General features: G+C 49.7%; 18 protein-coding genes. 11 read left to right on the top strand and 7 right to left on the bottom strand.

Going from position 1 to position 17,095, the window contains the following annotated elements; all coding sequences use genetic code 11:
* From PKX57_RS08355 to PKX57_RS08340, 4 genes are all read left to right on the top strand, one after another.
* The coding region (locus tag PKX57_RS08355) for a heavy metal translocating P-type ATPase (protein ID WP_472416770.1) at positions 1-1,147 on the top strand (1,147 nt) is incomplete at its 5' end.
* Between the two features lie 22 nt (positions 1,148-1,169).
* Positions 1,170-2,390 carry an MFS transporter gene (locus PKX57_RS08350; RefSeq protein ID WP_213923010.1) on the top strand — a complete coding sequence of 407 codons (1,221 nt, stop codon included), beginning with the start codon at positions 1,170-1,172 and terminating at the stop codon, positions 2,388-2,390.
* A 396-nt stretch (positions 2,391-2,786) separates the two neighbouring features.
* Positions 2,787-3,632: a DUF4097 family beta strand repeat-containing protein gene (locus PKX57_RS08345; RefSeq protein WP_213923009.1), complete on the top strand. Its 846-nt coding sequence runs from the start codon at positions 2,787-2,789 to the stop codon at positions 3,630-3,632.
* Between the two features lie 141 nt (positions 3,633-3,773).
* Complete coding sequence (locus PKX57_RS08340; protein ID WP_472416768.1) at positions 3,774-4,397, top strand: hypothetical protein; 624 nt, start codon at positions 3,774-3,776, stop codon at positions 4,395-4,397.
* Here PKX57_RS08340 and PKX57_RS08335 read toward each other — a convergent pair.
* Together PKX57_RS08335 and PKX57_RS08330 are read right to left on the bottom strand one after the other, a co-directional pair.
* Positions 4,378-5,058: a DUF6062 family protein gene (locus PKX57_RS08335; RefSeq protein WP_213923007.1), complete on the bottom strand. Its 681-nt coding sequence runs from the start codon at positions 5,056-5,058 to the stop codon at positions 4,378-4,380. The genes PKX57_RS08340 and PKX57_RS08335 overlap by 20 nt on opposite strands.
* Positions 5,059-5,077: 19 nt before the next feature.
* Entirely contained in the window at positions 5,078-6,646 is a 1,569-nt protein-coding gene (locus PKX57_RS08330) for a hypothetical protein (protein WP_472416766.1), read from the bottom strand.
* Positions 6,647-6,803: 157 nt separating this feature from the next.
* Here PKX57_RS08330 and PKX57_RS08325 point away from each other — a divergent pair, with 157 nt between their 5' ends.
* Entirely contained in the window at positions 6,804-7,007 is a 204-nt protein-coding gene (locus PKX57_RS08325) for a hypothetical protein (protein ID WP_169699904.1), read from the top strand.
* Positions 7,008-7,124: 117 nt separating this feature from the next.
* Here the strand turns inward: PKX57_RS08325 and PKX57_RS08320 are convergent, their stop codons facing one another.
* Entirely contained in the window at positions 7,125-8,063 is a 939-nt protein-coding gene (locus PKX57_RS08320) for an HAAS signaling domain-containing protein (protein ID WP_472416764.1), read from the bottom strand.
* A 2-nt stretch (positions 8,064-8,065) separates the two neighbouring features.
* Complete coding sequence (locus PKX57_RS08315; RefSeq protein WP_213923003.1) at positions 8,066-8,389, bottom strand: helix-turn-helix transcriptional regulator; 324 nt, start codon at positions 8,387-8,389, stop codon at positions 8,066-8,068.
* Positions 8,390-9,128: 739 nt separating this feature from the next.
* On the opposite strand from PKX57_RS08315, the gene PKX57_RS08310 reads away from it, so the two are divergent.
* A complete protein-coding gene (locus tag PKX57_RS08310) occupies positions 9,129-9,401 on the top strand; it encodes a hypothetical protein (protein ID WP_213923002.1) in 273 nt (90 codons plus the stop codon).
* 97 nt (positions 9,402-9,498) lie between these two features.
* On the opposite strand, the gene PKX57_RS08305 is transcribed toward PKX57_RS08310, so the two are convergent.
* Positions 9,499-10,029: a cob(I)yrinic acid a,c-diamide adenosyltransferase gene (locus PKX57_RS08305; RefSeq protein WP_472416762.1), complete on the bottom strand. Its 531-nt coding sequence runs from the start codon at positions 10,027-10,029 to the stop codon at positions 9,499-9,501.
* 319 nt (positions 10,030-10,348) lie between these two features.
* On the opposite strand from PKX57_RS08305, the gene PKX57_RS08300 reads away from it, so the two are divergent.
* From PKX57_RS08300 to PKX57_RS08280, 5 genes are all read left to right on the top strand, one after another.
* Positions 10,349-12,655, top strand: coding sequence for an HD domain-containing phosphohydrolase (locus tag PKX57_RS08300; protein ID WP_472416760.1), 2,307 nt, complete (start codon positions 10,349-10,351; stop codon positions 12,653-12,655).
* A gap of 273 nt (positions 12,656-12,928) precedes the next feature.
* On the top strand, positions 12,929-13,966 hold the full coding sequence (locus PKX57_RS08295; protein ID WP_214075230.1) for a hypothetical protein: 1,038 nt from the start codon (positions 12,929-12,931) through the stop codon (positions 13,964-13,966).
* 13 nt (positions 13,967-13,979) lie between these two features.
* The gene (locus PKX57_RS08290; protein WP_213922998.1) at positions 13,980-14,336 is read left to right on the top strand and encodes a GntR family transcriptional regulator; all 357 of its coding nucleotides are present in this window, start codon (positions 13,980-13,982) and stop codon (positions 14,334-14,336) included.
* Entirely contained in the window at positions 14,329-14,910 is a 582-nt protein-coding gene (locus tag PKX57_RS08285) for a hypothetical protein (protein ID WP_213922997.1), read from the top strand. The genes PKX57_RS08290 and PKX57_RS08285 overlap by 8 nt, the downstream gene beginning before the upstream one ends.
* Positions 14,907-15,749, top strand: coding sequence for an ATP-binding cassette domain-containing protein (locus PKX57_RS08280; RefSeq protein ID WP_213922996.1), 843 nt, complete (start codon positions 14,907-14,909; stop codon positions 15,747-15,749). Before PKX57_RS08285 ends, PKX57_RS08280 begins: the two co-directional genes overlap by 4 nt.
* A gap of 91 nt (positions 15,750-15,840) precedes the next feature.
* Here PKX57_RS08280 and PKX57_RS08275 read toward each other — a convergent pair whose 3' ends face one another.
* Both PKX57_RS08275 and PKX57_RS08270 read right to left on the bottom strand, forming a co-directional pair.
* Positions 15,841-16,002, bottom strand: coding sequence for a hypothetical protein (locus PKX57_RS08275; RefSeq protein WP_213922995.1), 162 nt, complete (start codon positions 16,000-16,002; stop codon positions 15,841-15,843).
* 22 nt (positions 16,003-16,024) lie between these two features.
* On the bottom strand, positions 16,025-17,095 hold a 1,071-nt coding region (locus PKX57_RS08270; RefSeq protein ID WP_472416758.1), incomplete at its 5' end, for an HD domain-containing phosphohydrolase.

Genomic DNA, 17,095 nt, shown 5'->3' with positions numbered 1-17,095 from the left:
GATCTACACGCCCATAGTAGTTTTGATCGCCGTCTTTCTTGCCACGGTACCGCCCCTTTTTACCGGAGGAAATTACGGCGAATGGTTCCACAGAGCTCTTATTCTGTTAGTCATTTCCTGTCCCTGCGCCCTTGTGATATCAGTGCCGCTCGGGTATTTCGCCGGTATCGGAAAGGCTTCCAGATACGGTGTACTGGTCAAAGGGAGCAACTATCTCGAAGCACTGGCCGGGATAGATACGGTCCTTTTCGACAAGACGGGCACGCTCACAGAGGGAAGGTTCGGGATAAGCGAAATCTCCGGCCACAACGGAATGGCGCCGGCGGAAGCGATGTTGATCGCCGCGAGTGTGGAGAGCAACTCGAACCACCCTATCGCCAGATCGATTGTCGATCACGCCTTCTCGATCGGTTTCAAAAAAGAATATCTTCTCGCCGTTAGCGACTACAGGGAGATACCGGGTGAAGGAGTTCACGCGACCGTCGAAGGCAAGGAGATAGCGCTGGGCAATGAAAGAATACTGCAAGGTTCGACCATTCTCCCGGCTGCGAAGGGAAAGTCGAAGATCTATCTTACAGTTGGCGGAAAGCTGTCGGGAACGATCGATATCTCCGATAGATTGAAAGAAGATTCAAAAATGGCGATCGAATCTCTCCGCGACCAGGGCCTGGCAAGCATCGCGATGCTCACCGGAGATTCCCCCGATGTGGCCGCAGCCATTTCGGGTGAGCTTGGCCTGGACTGGTACGAGGGCGGACTGAACCCTGAAGGGAAGCTCGAAACGCTGGAGAGATCTTCCCGGACGGGCTGTAAGGTAGCGTTCGTGGGTGACGGTATAAACGACGCGCCGGTGATCGCCAGATCCGACGTCGGCATAGCGATGGGAAGGATTGGCTCCGATGCAGCGATAGAAACGGCCGATATAGTGATCTCCGATGATTCTCCATTGCAGGTATCGAGAGCGATAGCGATTGCCAGAAGAACACGGAGTATAATACTTCAGAACATATGTCTGGCCATAGGAACAAAGGCGCTCTTCATAGTTCTTGGGGCTTTCGGGCTGGTCAGCATGTGGGGAGCGGTTTTTGCAGATGTTGGTGTGGCGTTACTCGCAGTTTTGAATTCTCTGAGGGTCTTTCGCGATTGATTCTCCGGAGACCGGTGGTTCGATGAAGCCAGAAAAACTGTATTACCTGTACAGCGGTTCCGTCTATTTTCTCTTCAATCTAGTATTCACCATCAACGGCATCTACTTCGTCGAATCGGTAGGGCTGAATCCTCTCCAGCTGGTTCTCGTTGGAACCGTGGTCGAAACCTCGGCACTCCTCTTCGAAATACCCACTGGTGTCTTCGCCGATATGTACGGCAGGAGAAGATCGATCATCACAGGACTAACCGTGCTGGGTGTCAGCTTCATCCTCGAGGGGAGCCTGCCCTTTTTCTGGACCATCCTTCTGGCACAGATAATCGCCGGCGCCGGATATACATTCCTGAGTGGCGCCGATATAGCCTGGGTCGCCGATGAGAGCGGAATTGAGAACCTTGACTCCGTGCTTGTGAAAGGCGCTCAGTTCGAACAGATCGGCTCGCTCGCGGGAATATGGGCCAGCGTTCTCCTCGGACTGTTTGCTTTGAACTTTCCGATAGTTCTTTCGGGAGTTTCCATGTTCCTCCTCGCCCTGATCCTGAGACGAATAATGAAGGAGAACAAGTTCAGACCTAAGCACCGGGGCAAACCCCTGAAAGACTTTCTTTCCACTCTCGCAGACGGCCTTGGACAGATAAGGACTTCAGCGAGCCTGACGATAATCCTCTTCATCAGTTTGGGGATAGGTCTCTACAGCGAAGGGTTCGACAGACTCTGGATACTGAAGTTTCTCGAAGATCTGAAGATAACCGAGGAATTTGGATTACGTTACGTGCTGTGGTTCGGGGTGATAAACTCCGGTGCCATGGTTTTGAGCATCGCCGTTCTATCTTTCCTTAAAAGACTGTCTTCCCGTAACTCTTCAAAGCTCCTGCTATCCTACCTGGTCATCCTGAACACCATCCTGGCCGTGGCTTTCATCGGATTCGCCCTCAGCGGCAACTTCCCGCTGGCCCTGGCCTTCTACTGGGCGGGTTTCGTGGCCAGGCGGAACGATTATCCTCTCTACGCAAGCTTTATCAACAGACAAATAGAGGTTTCCGGCGTGAGGGCGACGGTAATATCTGTGGCCAGACAGTTCGATTCGCTCGGCCAGATAATCGGAGGCCCGATAATCGGCCTGATAGCCCTTAGTTCAACTACCCTGGCCCTGGGAGTAACGGGATTGCTGGTTTTTCCCGTAGTGCTGCTATACATCTGGCTCCTCCGAAGAGAGAGCCGTCCAGACCGAACCGGGAAGTAAATTGCTCGCGGGAAGAACCGTCCTTGGTCCTTCCCCGGAACATGGACCCGTCTTTCGAAAGAGAAAAAGAACCTACTCAACCATTATTAGAAAGCAAATTTACCGCCGGAAGTTACTGGCATTGCGAATGCAATCTTCTCTTTCATGGGTCTTTTTCAAACTATACACAGATAAATTAGAAATATTTGGCTCTTAAAAAATAAATATGAATATGAGCATTGACAAATTGAATTTTATAAAGTATATTATCAATGATTAGAATAACAAACACCGAAAAAGGAGATGATTATTATGAAAAAGAAGAGTTATTCCCGTAATTACGAGAGTTTAGATAAAATCACTTTCGAGATTCATTCGAAGATGTACAGAATTACTATGGGTATATGAGGTAGATCGATGAAGAAGACACTGGTTTTAATTCCACTGGTTTTTGTGCTGTTATTTCTTTCGACGGGCTGCTCGCTGATCTTCACGACGAGAATCAACAGTCAGTACGAGAAGGAAATCGATATTCTTGAAACGAAGGCCCTCAAAGTCACCGGTACAAACGGTTCGCTCACCGTTCTGGTCTGGGAGAAGGACTACGTAAGAGTGACGGGAACGAAGTTCGTGTCAGGATTGAACAGTTCGCAGGTAAAGGCCTTCAACAACTCTCTTGACGTTGTCTGGAGCAATCTGGGAGAGACCCTCGAGATAGGGCTCAGTAGAACCGATCGACCCGGCGGAATAAATTACGGAGTTTCAATGACCGTTTATGTTCCGAGGGAACTGTATGAATCTCACTTTTATAAGACATCTAACGGTTCGGTGAGTATTTCGGGGATATCCGGGGAGTGCGTCATAGAGTCTAGCAACGGCAACATAAGCATTACCGGCTTCGAGGGCAGCATCTATTCGGTGACTTCGAACGGCGGTTATAAGATCAACCTTTGCAAGCTTTACGGAGACAATTATTTTAAGACGAGCAACGGATCGGTAGTCGCCAAGTTGCTCACGTCTCCGACCGGAAGACTGGAGATCTACACAAGCAACGGAAAGATAGATTTCAAGCTTCCCTGGACCGCAGGAGCCTTTTTGACTGCTGCTACATCCAACGGAAATGTTGATGTTCAGGGCTTCAGATCGATCTCTTTCGAAAAGATCGACAAGAACGATCTGAGAGCCGAAATAAACAACTGGAGGGATCTTGATCTTTCTCTCAGAACATCCAACGGAGATATCACCCTAAACGGAATGCAATAACTTTCTTGAACACCCCGGACACTTCAAAGTAAGACCTTTCTTCTACGGGCCCCGTGAGGGGCCTTCTCGTTTTCTCTCAGAGAACCTATTACCAGTTTGGATCGTCTATTCTCTGAAGCAAAAAGCCGGGGGGTGTTTCTCTTGAGAAAAGTTATGTTGACCGTGGCAATTCTGGTCTTATTCGTTTCGTTTACGGTGGCACTTGTTGGCGGCTCGCAGGTGCCGGAGTTTTTCTCGGACTGGCGTTTCCTGCGCGCTCATGTCTTTTCCGACTATGTGGTGTACGAACTCATGCAAACTGATATGTCAGGCTTTGAGGTGAAAGTCGTCCAGGCCGGTCCCACCGGCGGGCTCAAAATCGGGTTCTTTTCCAAATCGGTCTTGGTCGCAGAGAGCGGCCCGAACTTCTTCATGGGTCTGTGGAACGATGTCTTGATGGTAGACACGGGAACGGCCCCCGAACCCAGACTCCTCTCTCTGTACCATATACCGGAAAAGCGGCTCGTTCACCGCGACTCGTATTTCTCACCGGTAGAAATCGATGGAGAACGGCTGCTTTATTACAAGGATATCGGATTGAGGTTTTACGATCCCGTCAATGAGAAAAGACTCCCCGAGGAGCTGGCGTTTCTCGAAGAGAGCCTAGTGTCCATGCTCAAAGACCAGCCTTATCTGGGTGTGGCCATCTCCGAGAAGGTATATCTGGATCTCCTGACATTCGAACTGGTGAACACGGGCGAATACGTTATTCGTTACGTCCAGTGACCCGGGTCTCTCCGATTATCCTGGATGCGGTAAGCCAGGCGTTTCTCTCTTCGCCTATGGGTGAGGTGTTCCTGTAGTCGTTTTTACCGATGTACCTTTCGAGCATTTCGATCACGGATTCGATCTTGCTTTTCTGAAGAGTCACGAACCATTCGACCGTAGCCGCTCTCATGGAAGCGGCAACCTCTCTCGCGTGGTCTATGCACAGAATGGAGGAGGACTCTTCATACAGCTTTCTGATTTTCTCCGAATCGAAGAACTTCGCTATGGCTATCACGTACCTCTTTTCGCTCTCCCTGGACACTTCGCAGAGATGGCAGCCACCGGTGTTTCTGGATGATGAAACTCTTTTGAAGAGCTTTCTTTCGCCCGGACCAATCAGGTTGAGCTGTCCGAAAAGCAGCTCTTTGAAGACAACCGAGACCGGAAGACTGCCGATATCGGATTTCTCTCTGGCCATTTCCACGATCCGTCTGGAGTGCTCTCGACACAGCCCTCCCGATTTCAACCTGAACCTCGCATCTTCGTTGTGAAGCAGATTGTAGAAGGCGCCGTAAATCCAGCCGTCCACGGCTTTGGAACGGGCCGAGCAGACGGGGCAGATGTCGGCTCTGGCAAGAAGTTCGACGACTTCGCTTTCAACTACGGTCTCTACTCTCAACTCCGGTCCCTTCGGCCGCTCATTTGCCCAGACGCAGAAGCCAGGCGTCTGTCCCACCGTGGAGGCCGTTGAGAACGTCTCTGTCGTTGGAGGAGGTCGTACCGATCACTATCAACTCTCTCTTTTCCGTCTCTCCGATTCTCCTGCCGCCGTCGTTCTGAGTACCTCCGAAAGTGGCTTCCCATTCCAGGTAGCCGTCAGTTCCGAGCTTAATCACCCAGATGTCGCTCATCCCTTTGTTAGCCCTCACGTCACGGTTGGTAGATTTTGTATAGCCGCACACGGCGTAGCCTCCGTCGGCAGTCTCTATGATATCGAAGGCCTCTTCATCGTCCGTGCCGCCGTACGTTTTGCTCCACAATAGTTCTCCATCGTCTTTGAATTTCAAGACCCAGATGTCCTTTCCCCCCTTATGGTCATTTACATCCCTTCCGGTGGAGGCCGTGTAACCGGCTACGATCAAACCGTCGCTAACCTCTTTAACCACATGGGCTCTCTCGTCTGCGGTACCACCGAGGAGGTCCTGCCAGAGAATGTTGAGTTCCTCATCGACCTTGAGAATCCAGAGATCCTCGCCCTGAGACCGGTCGATGTTCTTCAGATCACCGTCGCTGGACCTGGAATAGCCGCAGAGAAGGTAACCGCCGTCGCGTGTCTGGACACCGTAGAAGAGCTCATCTGTAACACTGCCGCCGAAGGATTTCCTCAACTTCGATACGAGGGTTCCGTAAGAGCTCATTATCGATACCCAGCCGTCTATGTCGCCGTGGTGGCCGGTACCCTCGAAGTTAGAATCGTTCGAGCCGGTCGATCCGGTAAGGATCAAACGTTCACCGACAGTTATGTTTACCGAATGGGCGTAATCGTCGCCGCTTCCACCTATGTACGTCTGCCAGCCGAGTGTGCCGTCGTTCAGCAGCATGATCGCGTAGGCGTCTATTCCACCGTGATATGGATAGCCGCTACCTGTGAAAGGTATATCTTGCGAATCTGTCCAGCCAACCGAAACGGTACCACCGGTTATCCGGGTTGTGTCTGAGAGAAACTCATCGCCCGAACCGCCGTGAGCCTTTCGGGGCGAGACCAGAAAGCTGTTTGAAATATATTCCAGTGGAGGAACCCAGAAGTCGAATCCGCCGTTGCTGGCGACTATAAGGTTACTGTCGGTCGAGTTGGATGTAACGCCGGCCACCAGGCTCGAAGTGCTCTCCACTATCAGGCCGGAACCGGCTTCGTCGCCCTTCCCGCCCAGAGTGATTTCATTCACTAGCTTCGGAATGTAGATAGCTTTTATAGCCGTGTTCTCTTCGATTATTATCTCAACGTTGGCCTCTTCCTTGAGGTCGTTGTTCACGAGCCATCCGGCAAAGTCGTATCCGGGGACGAGAGGAGCCTTGATAAGGATCTTCTCGCCTCTCTTCGCGGTCGTCCCATAGGGAAGCTCTCTTTCCCTCTTTCCAACGGTCACACTCTCAAGCAGAGGTGTGCTGGTGATAGTCACCTGATATTTCCTCAAGATATTGATACAGCCCGAAAGCGCTATCAGTAAAAGAACAACAATTATCGCCAGAAAAATCCTTCTGGACATCCAATCACCCCCAAGTTATTGTCTCCCATTCGATATATTCTATAACGAGATAAAGCCATTGCATAAGGAAATAAACAGGCCAGAAGGTTAAGATACTTGTTTTTCCCGTCCCATGTGATAACATTAATAATGAATATTCAGTGGAGGTGTCCCCTTAGTGGAAAGCGACAGTTGCAGTAATTATCATGAGTGTCCCATAGTGAAGGCTTACGAACAGGGAAAGATAGACAGCGAATGGATCAATATGTATTGTCACGATAGATGGAAAGATTGCGAAAGATTTCAGCTCGAAGACCTCAGCGATTACTCTTACGAATTCGTTCTTCCCGATGGAAGCGTTGAAGAGAGATTGAGACGGTGATTCCCGAAAATCGATTGTTACTTAACAGCATCTCTTGCTCCTAATTTCCTCTAGAGAGAGAGAATTAGAAGCAAGAGTTAGAAACCCTCAAACTATAGGTTATCGGCAATAGGGTTCTTACGTGTTGGTGGATGCAACTATCCTACTTGCCCAGAATCTTATTGTCTCGATAACAAGCTCTACTATGGTCACCAAAGTTATGAAGACGAGTATTCCGATCAGGAGAGGGTGGCCAGTGCTTTCCGGAGATATGCCGAGGAAATCGGCTATTCTTCCGGAGTAATCGGGTGAGACTACGATCAGAAGAAAAATCAGCCCGGCGATGTCGGAGGCTATCTTCACAATCCTTGAGTAGTTGAACACGTTTATAAAGTTGAAGATCGACGAGATCGTCAATATTCCAAAGCCGAGGAAAAGTCCGTATTTCATAGTGTCGAGCGCTGCGATGGCCAGCGTATTCATCTGACCGTCAACGAAATAAACCGGTCCGTAAGTGAAGCCCAGATATGTGATCGCGACTCCTACTATCGATGCCACAAGAGTGGCTATTCTCTGGGCCAGCGAGGGGACCTTCTCGTTCTTCAGAAACCATGTGAAGTACGGGAGTCTCGATGTGGCACCCGCCTTGGTGACAAAGTAAAGGACAAGACTGACCAAACCGAAATCGAAGATAAAAGTTACCGGAAGCTGTGACAGGACACCCAGCAAATCAGTGCTGCTGAATATGAAGATTGCACCGTTCTCTCCGAAGATCAGGCTCAAAAGATGTAGTCCAATGTGGATCGCGAAGATTATTCCAGTGTACATGAATAGATAATTCTTAAGATGAGGGGCTATTATAGGGCCATCCTCGTAGTACCTGGCAGCGACCTGCTCGGGTGAACCGTACTCTTTTATCGCCATTGCGAGGCTGGTATCGTTTATCTCTCCGTGCTCGCGTTCTGCCCGCTCCAGTATATGGCTCTCTATCTCTCTCAAGATCTCATCGACTTTTTCCGGTTGCCTCCCTGGTAGAAAAGTCCTAACGTTGTCCAGGTACTTTTTCAATCTTTCCATTTTCATTCCTCCCCAACGAAGCTTTTTATCAGCTTGTCCTGTTCTTGCCAGATTTTCAGTAGTTCCTCTCTAACTTTTCTTCCTTCACTAGAGATTGAATAGTACTTCCTCGGTTTGTTTTCCTCGACTCTCCACTCGCTCGCCAGTATATCTTTCTCCTCCAGGCGTCTCAATAGGGGGTAAAGAGTGTTCTCGTCTATGAGAAAATTGCGTTCCTGGAGTGTTCTCACGATTTCGTACCCGTACATTGGCTCATCGAGCATAACCATCATCAACAACTGGATGAATCCCCTGTTCATTTCCGTGGCAAGCTTTCCTATATCCATATCATCACCTCGGTATTGTGTTGACATGATTATACTGTATATGACACAGTACTATTATCACGAAATAGTATAGTATATGTTAAATGTGTTTTTCAACGAAGATGAAGATTCCAGATCGCGATCTCAATATGATGTTGTCAGAGAAATTGACCGTCATACCGAAAATACCAGTATCGTTCGTAATACCGGTTGCCTCAGGTAGTCAGACTGATGTCAAGTAATGGTTGTTAGTAGGTTGTGGGTAAGACCGGAATGCCGGATCGGTGTCTGGCATGACGGGAGGGAGAAAAACAGGGATCCTGGCCCTGGCTTAGAGATAGAGGATCCCGTTCCGGCTCTCCCGCTCCTTAACCAAGAACGAAAAACCTGGATGTGCAGCGTCGGAACTAAGAACCGTTCTTCCCGCTCTCTCAACTACTCGTCTGAGATGTCTTGTTGCACCGCTACCTCATGTGTAATACATAGTTTCTTTAACATATTAACTTTATAGTTCCGATTCACAGCCACGTATAGTCAGTATAGAATTGACAGGTTTTGAAATGGTCCGTTCAGCTATCTTCGTGATAGCTGACTGAAAAGGAGAGCAGGAATCGCCTTTAACCGGCGACGAATGAAGCAACTATGATTTCCAAACCTAACTAAGATTTATCTCTACTTAATTATTGAAGTATTAATGGCACTTGGAAATTTTTTGTAACATGATGTATTATATATGCATTACTACGATGGAGGGAGTATCATGGCAGTCGAGCGGGATGGAAACTATTCTGTAGTTATGATACGTGATTTTGGAAAGGCCTGGAAACGGCGCACGGCCAGAATAATGCTCATAAAGCCTTCTGTCACCGAAGAGGAACTGAAGAATATCACACTACGAATATGGGAAGAAAACGGTCAAGATGTGGACGAGATGATAACCGTTTTCTTTCTACCCGGAATGAACACCGATTCGGTAGCTTACAGTTTCGGTTCCTGCATGAAGGACGGTATACCCAGGATCAGTTACAGGTAACCGCGTCGAATCGCCTTTCGAAAAGGCTATAATCGATTTCAAGAAACTGATCGGCCATTTTTTAACCGCGATATGCTTGAAGCGGTTTATTTTTTTATCACTCGACATCGTTCTTGTAAAGGAGTTTTTTCTCTTTGAATTCCTCGTATCTTGCTATGATATAAAGAAAATCCGAGAGCCTGTTGATGTACTTTCTGACAGGACCGGGGACTTTTTCAAGTCTGGAGAGCGCTATTATCCTTCTCTCGGCTCTTCTGGCTATCGTTCTGCAGATATCCAGCTTCGCCGATGCGATCGTGCTTCCTGGAATCACGAATCCTTTGAGGCCAACGATCTCTTCGAAGTGGTGGACGCTTTTCGTAAGTTTTTCAACGTCCTCCTCGCTAACAGGCTCGACATATTGAACGTCCTTAGACGCCAGCTGTCCTCCGACTTTGAAGAGGAATCTCTGTACAGAAAGTATGTATCGACTCACCTCTTCACAGGTGTGGTGTTTCGCCTCTGCGAGAAAGGAGTTCAGTTCATCTACAGTACCGTAGGCCTCCACCCTCAGACTGTCTTTATCCACGCGCTCGCCACTCCAGAGACTCGTCTGGCCTTCGTCGCCCGTCATGGTAGATATACTCATCGTTATCATCCTCCTTCCAGAAAATTATACCTAATTTCCCGATGTGATTATGATCGTTTCAACACACTCTCGATATGTGAAGATACAGATCGATCTTCTACTTACGGTCATTGCCCGCAAACCCCTTCTCGTTGCTGATTTTCTAACCAATCGATAGCTCCAAACGTTTTATGCTGGCTGATCTGGAGAACCTGATCGATTCAGGCTATAATTTACGGATGATGACATGTTAAAATCATAAATTGTGGGGATACAAAAGAAACGGTTGACCGTGAGTAACTTCGATGGTCTCACCAGGAGTGGAAATGTGACTTCTCGAATGAAAGCTGGAAGAACCCTTACAACTATCTTAGTCGTTCTGGTCGTTTCGCTTGCGGGAATCTCTTTGTGTCTTGTCACTGCGGAAAGGGCCAGGAACAGCCTCAGCAACGAATTGCTGAACGAGGCCAAACTTCTAGAAGCCGCGTTGAACAAGGCTCGCCTTAAATCTCTGCACGGTACCATCGATGACCTCGCCAATCCCGCCTATTTGAGGTTGAAGCAACAACTAATCCAGGTCAAGAAGATTTTTCCCCAGTACCGCTTCATCTACCTCATGGGAATTAGAGAGGATGGAGAGATCTACTTTTTCATAGATTCGGAGCTCCCCGGATCAACCGACGAGTCTCTGCCGGGTGACCCATACAGGGGCGCCACGGAAAACGATCGAAAGGTCTTTAAGGAAAAGAAATCGACAGTTGAGTCACCTATAAAAGACAATTGGGGCACGTGGGCGAGCGCAACGGTTCCGGTAGTGGACGAGCTCTCAGGAGAGGCCATCGCAGCGCTTGGAATAGATCTGGATATAAAGAACTGGAACGGCATTATCCTGGAAAAGACTCTTCCGATGATAGTTCTCTCGGTGCTGTTGCTGTTTTTTTCTGTGATCGGGCTCGCGCTTACGTGGTGGAAGAAGGCCCTTCCCCAGGAGAGACGGGAGAAGCGCTTCCCAAGATACCTCGACGCTATAACGGTTCTTTTCATTTCTCTGACGATAACTTTCATGGCCGCTTTTTCTGTGAACGAAAACCAGAAAAGCTCGAGAAACGAAGCCTTCGAAAGCCTGGCGATAAGCAAAGCGACTTTTGTATCGCAGGCGATTCGCGATATGCGCGCTTACGAACTAGAGAGTCTCTCACTTTTTTTCGAGTCCAGCGAAAGCGTCGAGCGCCGTGAGTTCGAAACCTTCGTGCGTCCCATCCTTTCTAAGGGTGATATGACCATCTGGGGCTGGGCGCCGGCCGTCGCCTCCGATGAAAGGTCCGAATTCGAGTCGAAAATCTCCACAGAGCTCTCCGGTAGTTTCGAGATCTGGGAAATGAACGATCAGGAAAAGATTGTCAGGGCCGGTGAGAGGGCTCTTTACTATCCGATTCTTTACCTGGAACCGCTGGTGGATCACCGGGAATTTCTGGGACTGGATTTGGGTTCGAACGCGATAACGAAGGCGGTTATTGAAGAGACGGTTGAGACCGGGTTCATGACGGCCTCCGATCCTACGACTCTGCTTGAGAGTACGGGCGAAGCAAAAGGTGTCTTGATTCTGAAACCTTCATACAAAGAAGCTTCTGGCGCTTTTCAGGGATTCGTGCTGGCTTTCTTCCGGCCCGAAGTCTTCATTAAATTAACCGAGTCGATCTCCCTGAAAGACGGAACGACTGTGATGGGGATTTATTTGCTCGATGATGTAGGCAGACCGGTCTTTCTGGCATCGACGGTTGGCGAACACGATAGAATAGACGACTCGGTGAGCGAGTTGCGCCACTACCACGCGGAGGAAATGAACGTGATCATGCCGATCTTTGAATTCGGGAAGGTCCTCGTGATCGTTGTGCATCCCAGCCTCGATTACGAAAGGCTGTATCCCCTTCAGGAAGGCCGGATGACGCTGGCTATCGGAGCGATCATCTCGCTGTTCCTGACAGTGGTGGTAGGTTCGCTAAACAACCGCAGTTATCGTCTCCAAAGAGAGGTCCAGCAGAGGACGGAAGACCTGCGAACGAGCCTGGATAAACTCACCCGGACCATGGAAGGTTCGGTCAGGGCGCTGGCCTCGGCGGTGGACCTTCGCGATCCTTACACGTCTGGCCACCAGCGCCGCGTGACCGCGCTGGCGGTAGCTATCGCCGAAAAAATGGGTATCGACAGCGAAAGGATCAACGGGTTGCGCCTAGCGGCGTCGGTTCACGATGTCGGAAAGATCCAGGTACCGGCTGAAATACTGAGCTCCCCCAGAAGACTTAGCGCCCTCGAGTACGAAATGATAAAGATGCACCCGGGCGCTGGACATTCCCTGTTTGAGGGGATCGAATTTCCCTGGCCTGTAGCCGAGATAATATATCAGCATCACGAGAGACTCGATGGCAGCGGGTATCCCCGGGGTCTATCAGGCGAAGAAATCATGCTTGAGGCCAGAATAATCGCCGTTGCCGATGTCATGGAGGCCATGACCTCCCACAGACCTTACCGCCCCGCTCCGGGACTGGTAGAGGCCGTCAAGGAAATAAGAGACAATTCGGGAAAGCTTTACGACCCGGCGGTGGTTTCGGCCCTCATAGAGCTCATTGAAGAGGGATACACCTTCTAGAGGAAACAGACTTTCCTGAATCATAATCGCTTCGCAATGCCAGTCACCTCCGGTCCCTATAGGAACAGTTGTTGGTTGTGCTTTGTAAGTTCTTGGTAAAAACACGAGAGAAAGAGCATCGAGAGTTCGCTTCGCTCACGATAAGGCGTCTCTCCTTCTCTCCTCCTCTCTTCTCTCTCCCTCTCGAAGGACGGCTATGAAAATAGTACTTGACAGCATCTATAACTAGTGTTCTAATATACTAGAACACTATATGATTATGGAGGTGTGCAGGTGAATAGAAAGTATCCTTCGATCGCTAAATTGATTCTGGCGGGGGGACTGGGTTTACTGGCTTTGCTGATTCCATTCGTGGCGGTCAAGATTCTCCTGGCGATCGCCGGGATCGTTGTCATCGCTCTCAGCCTGAAGAAATTTAAATGGTTGTTGATAACACTTGGCGTACTCTTCCTGGTTATACCCGTCGTAGCTCTGAGCGTGATAAGTGGAATCGGTAACAATATACTCCGCTGGCCACTGGGATTCATAGACGATCCATCGATTCTGCGGTGGTTTGGCTGGATCGAAAACGACGGTTATGAGTATCACGGGGACGGCGGAAACGACTACAACAGGAAGAGCTCAGATCATAGGACTTATATGCCCGATCTGTATGTGGAAGGAGCTAAGGAAATCGTGATAACCGGTCTGGGTTACGAGGTGAGTTTCAACGAGAATTCCGATCAGGTCTATATTCCTTCGGAACTAGAGATTCAGAGAGATGGAGAGAGGTTGCTGGTATCGATGCCTGATTATATGAACAACTCAACGGCCCATATAACTGTGGGTACACTCGTTCAACTCGAGAAAGTGGAGTTCAGGACGGCCTACTTGAGGTTAAACGACAGGGTGAAGGTCGAGAGTGTAGAGATCGAGACGACGGCCGGAGAGATCAGGGGAGAGATATCGGCCAGCGAGAAGATTTCGATTGAAAGTACCTCTCTATCTATAACCGGATCGCTCAAATCACCGGAGATAGTTATCGCGAACGTTCCGGCGCTTTCCTTCACAGGGAGCGTCGAGGCCGGTGAGTTCCTGGTCAGGAACGGAGTCGCGCTGTCGTTCTCTATGGAGGCCTCAAAAATCGAGGATCTTTCGATCGAAGGAGCCGTTATCAACGGCAGGATTAAATTCAACGATTCGTGGAACGGGAGACGCCGCGTGAAGGTTTCGGCCTTCAGTGGATCGCTCAATCTCATGATGCCCGCCGGCAGCGGAGGTTTTGAACTGGTTACCTCGGGTATGGTGAGCGTAGTTACCGAGAAGTATTGAAAGAAGTGATGGAATGTTTGGAAAAATCGATAAACACGATGGCGTTCCGGCCTATATACAGATCATGAATGTGGTAAAAAAAGAGATAATGCTCGGGCGTCTCGAAAATGGCGACCAGCTTCCCCCGGTGAGGGAGATGGCCGTGATGTTCGGAGTGAATACGAACACGGTGATTAGATCACTCGAAAGGCTGCAATTCGAAGGGTTGGTGGAGGCGGAACATGGGGTAGGCTATTTTGTGAAAACCGCGCAGGCGGTCAACAGAGAAGTTATAAAGACGATATCGGAAACCGTTGAAGAATTGAAGAAGAGCGGCATAGATCTACAGATGGCGAAAGTTCTGCTGGAGGAGGTATGGAAAAATGACTGAAAAGATAGAAGCCTATTTTATGAAGGAGTTGAGCGAAAAGGCCGGAAGGATAGCCGTTTTTTCACTGGGATTGCTGATTCCCTTTTATCCGGTGAGAATGGTCTTCCTCTTTTTGCTCGCCACAAGCCTTCTCCCTTCGGATATACAGCACAAGAGGCTGGGCTCGCTTCTGGCTCTGCCTTATTCGCGCCAGGAGCTCTTCTGGATATCGTACCTCTTTCTCATCGCCTTCGGTACCGTGGCCCAGGTGATCGGGATGGCGTTGTTCGGAGCGCAGTTCGGCTCATCGACCAGTATTTACTGGCTCTCAATGCTTATTGGTTCGATAAGTTTTTCGACCGCCTATTACGCGGTTTCGATGATAAGTGTTACGGCCGGCCTGGATAATTTTGGTATTCCCTTCCTCGTGCTCATCGCCGATCTGATAATAGGAGGTTTCGGAAACAGGTGGAACAACCCGTACTTCTATGCAAGCCCGGCTCACCAGGGCAACGTATGGGTCAGCGGAGCGGTTTCGCTGGCGGTGTTACTTGTTGCGAATTATCTCTTCGTCAAGAAAGGAGTGCAGAAATGATAGTCTCCATAGATAAGCTGAGAAAGGGTTTCGCGTCGAAACCCGTACTGAACGATATCTCTTTCAACGTCGAGCAAGGTGACATCTTCGCGATAGTCGGACCCAACGGAGCCGGAAAGACCACCACTCTCCGATGCATATTCGGTGAGCTGGCTCCAGATGGGGGAAAGGTAGCTGTGTTCGGGGAGAGGGTTACATCGCGCACCAAAGAGAAGATAGCCGTTATGACCGAAGACCGGCTGACTTTCAGGAGATTCACGGGCGATGATTACCTCAGGATGTGGAGAATGCTTTACCCGGGCTGGCAGGAAAAGGTTTTCACCAGTTTCGCGGTTCACTACAGGTTCGATCTCAACGAGAGGGTGGAAACGTATTCGATGGGCATGAAGACGCTCTTCCACATAGCCCTCACGGTTGCCAGCGGAGCCGACCTGCTCATTCTAGACGAACCCACTCAGAACCTCGACCCGGTGATCAGGCAGGAAGTGATGGGTGTGTTGAGAGACTATGTTCTCCAGCAGAACAAGACCATGATAATCTCCTCGCACGAAATCTACGATCTTGAAGAAATCGCCGGCTCCTTCGCGGTAGTCCTGGAGGGAAAGGTTCTGTATTCGGACAGTATCGACGGAGCCAAGGAGACGCACCGGATAATTCCCAAAGGGCAGGCCATACCGGCTGGTGATATAATCGGTGTTACGGGTGATGAAACACTTGTAAGAAGCGATGAAGAGGCCGGTAGATTCCCCAATTTCAAAGAAATAGTGCTGGGTTACCTGCAGAGCAAAAAGGCCTTCGCGCCGTTCGAAGGAGAGTTTCAACCCAAATTCAAAATCTGAACCGGAATATACAGAGAGAATCATCGAACACGGGGCATGCGACAGCGATAGCATTGCCCCGTTGTCGTTTTGTACGTTGGACTTTTGATCCTCAGAAGATCGACAGTACTCTGGTCAGTAACCAGAAAACGCCGAAGACCACGAAGCCCAACGCGGCCAGTCCGAAGATAACTGTGAGAGCGAAAAAGGCGAGCTTTATCGCCAGACCCAGAAACACGAGACCCAGGAATATCATGATAATCGTCAGCAGCATTTTGAACACTCCTTTCTATTTTTCATTTGCCCGAAAGGTTGAACCCCGATTCGAGGATCTGTATGCAAGCTTTCACGACTGCGGGATCGTACAGCTCGCCGGAGTTCATCACTATCTCTCTTATCGCCTCCTCGAGTCCGCGCGATGCACGGTAAGGCCTGTGTGAACTCATAGCTTCGATCACATCGGCCACCGCTATTATGCGGGCCTCCAGGAGTATTTCCTCACCTTTAAGACCGTTCGGGTAACCCGATCCATTCATCTTTTCGTGGTGTTGAAGGACTATCTCTGAGATGGGACCTCCTAGGTAAACCTCGCTCAGAATCTCTCTGCCCAGAAGCGGATGATTCTTTATGAGCGACCATTCGAGTTCGTTCAGTTTTCCAGGTTTGGAAAGTATCTCGGCCGGTATCGAGACTTTTCCTATATCGTGCAACATCCCGGCCGTCTTTACCCACTGGACCCTCTTTTTGTCCAGTCCCATCTTTTCGGCGATCTCACCGGCCAATCTGCTAACGTTCGCCTGATGACCTGCCGTGTAAGGATCGCGAGCCTCCACTATCTTGCTTATAAGCATCACCGTATCTTTCAGAGAATGCTCGAGCTCAACCATGGTCTCTCTGACTTTATTCTCGGCGTTGACTCTATCGGTTATGTCGTTTACGATGCAATTGAGCAGCATCTTTCCATCGATCTCGACCGGGCCGACGAAGATTTCCAGGTCGCGTATCTCGCCGCCTGCGAGGAGATGCCTGGTTGTGAAACGTCTGGAACGACCGTTCTTAATATCGCTCATCATTTCAAGGTCTCCGAGCCCGAGGTGCGAAGTGTAACGCTGCCTCATCTCTTCTCTGCCATATCCATAGAAGTCGCACGCTACGGGGTTGGAATCGACTATTCTGCCGCTATCGGGATCGATGAGAACCATCATGGCGCTGCTCGCCTCGAACATGTTGCGGTAACGCATTTCGCTTCGAACTAGCCTGTCCTCTTCAAGGGCCATCGTGAGTATGTCGCCGACGGAAGCGGCGAAAGATCTCTCTTCGTATGACCAATTCCTAGGTCTTCCCATGTCGCAATAGAGCGAACCAAC

Source organism: Mesotoga sp., from assembly GCF_035363035.1.
In the GTDB taxonomy this organism is placed as follows: Bacteria; Thermotogota; Thermotogae; order Petrotogales; family Kosmotogaceae; genus Mesotoga.
Note: the sequence above shows the minus strand (reverse complement) of the source record. Positions and strands in the feature narration are given on the sequence as shown.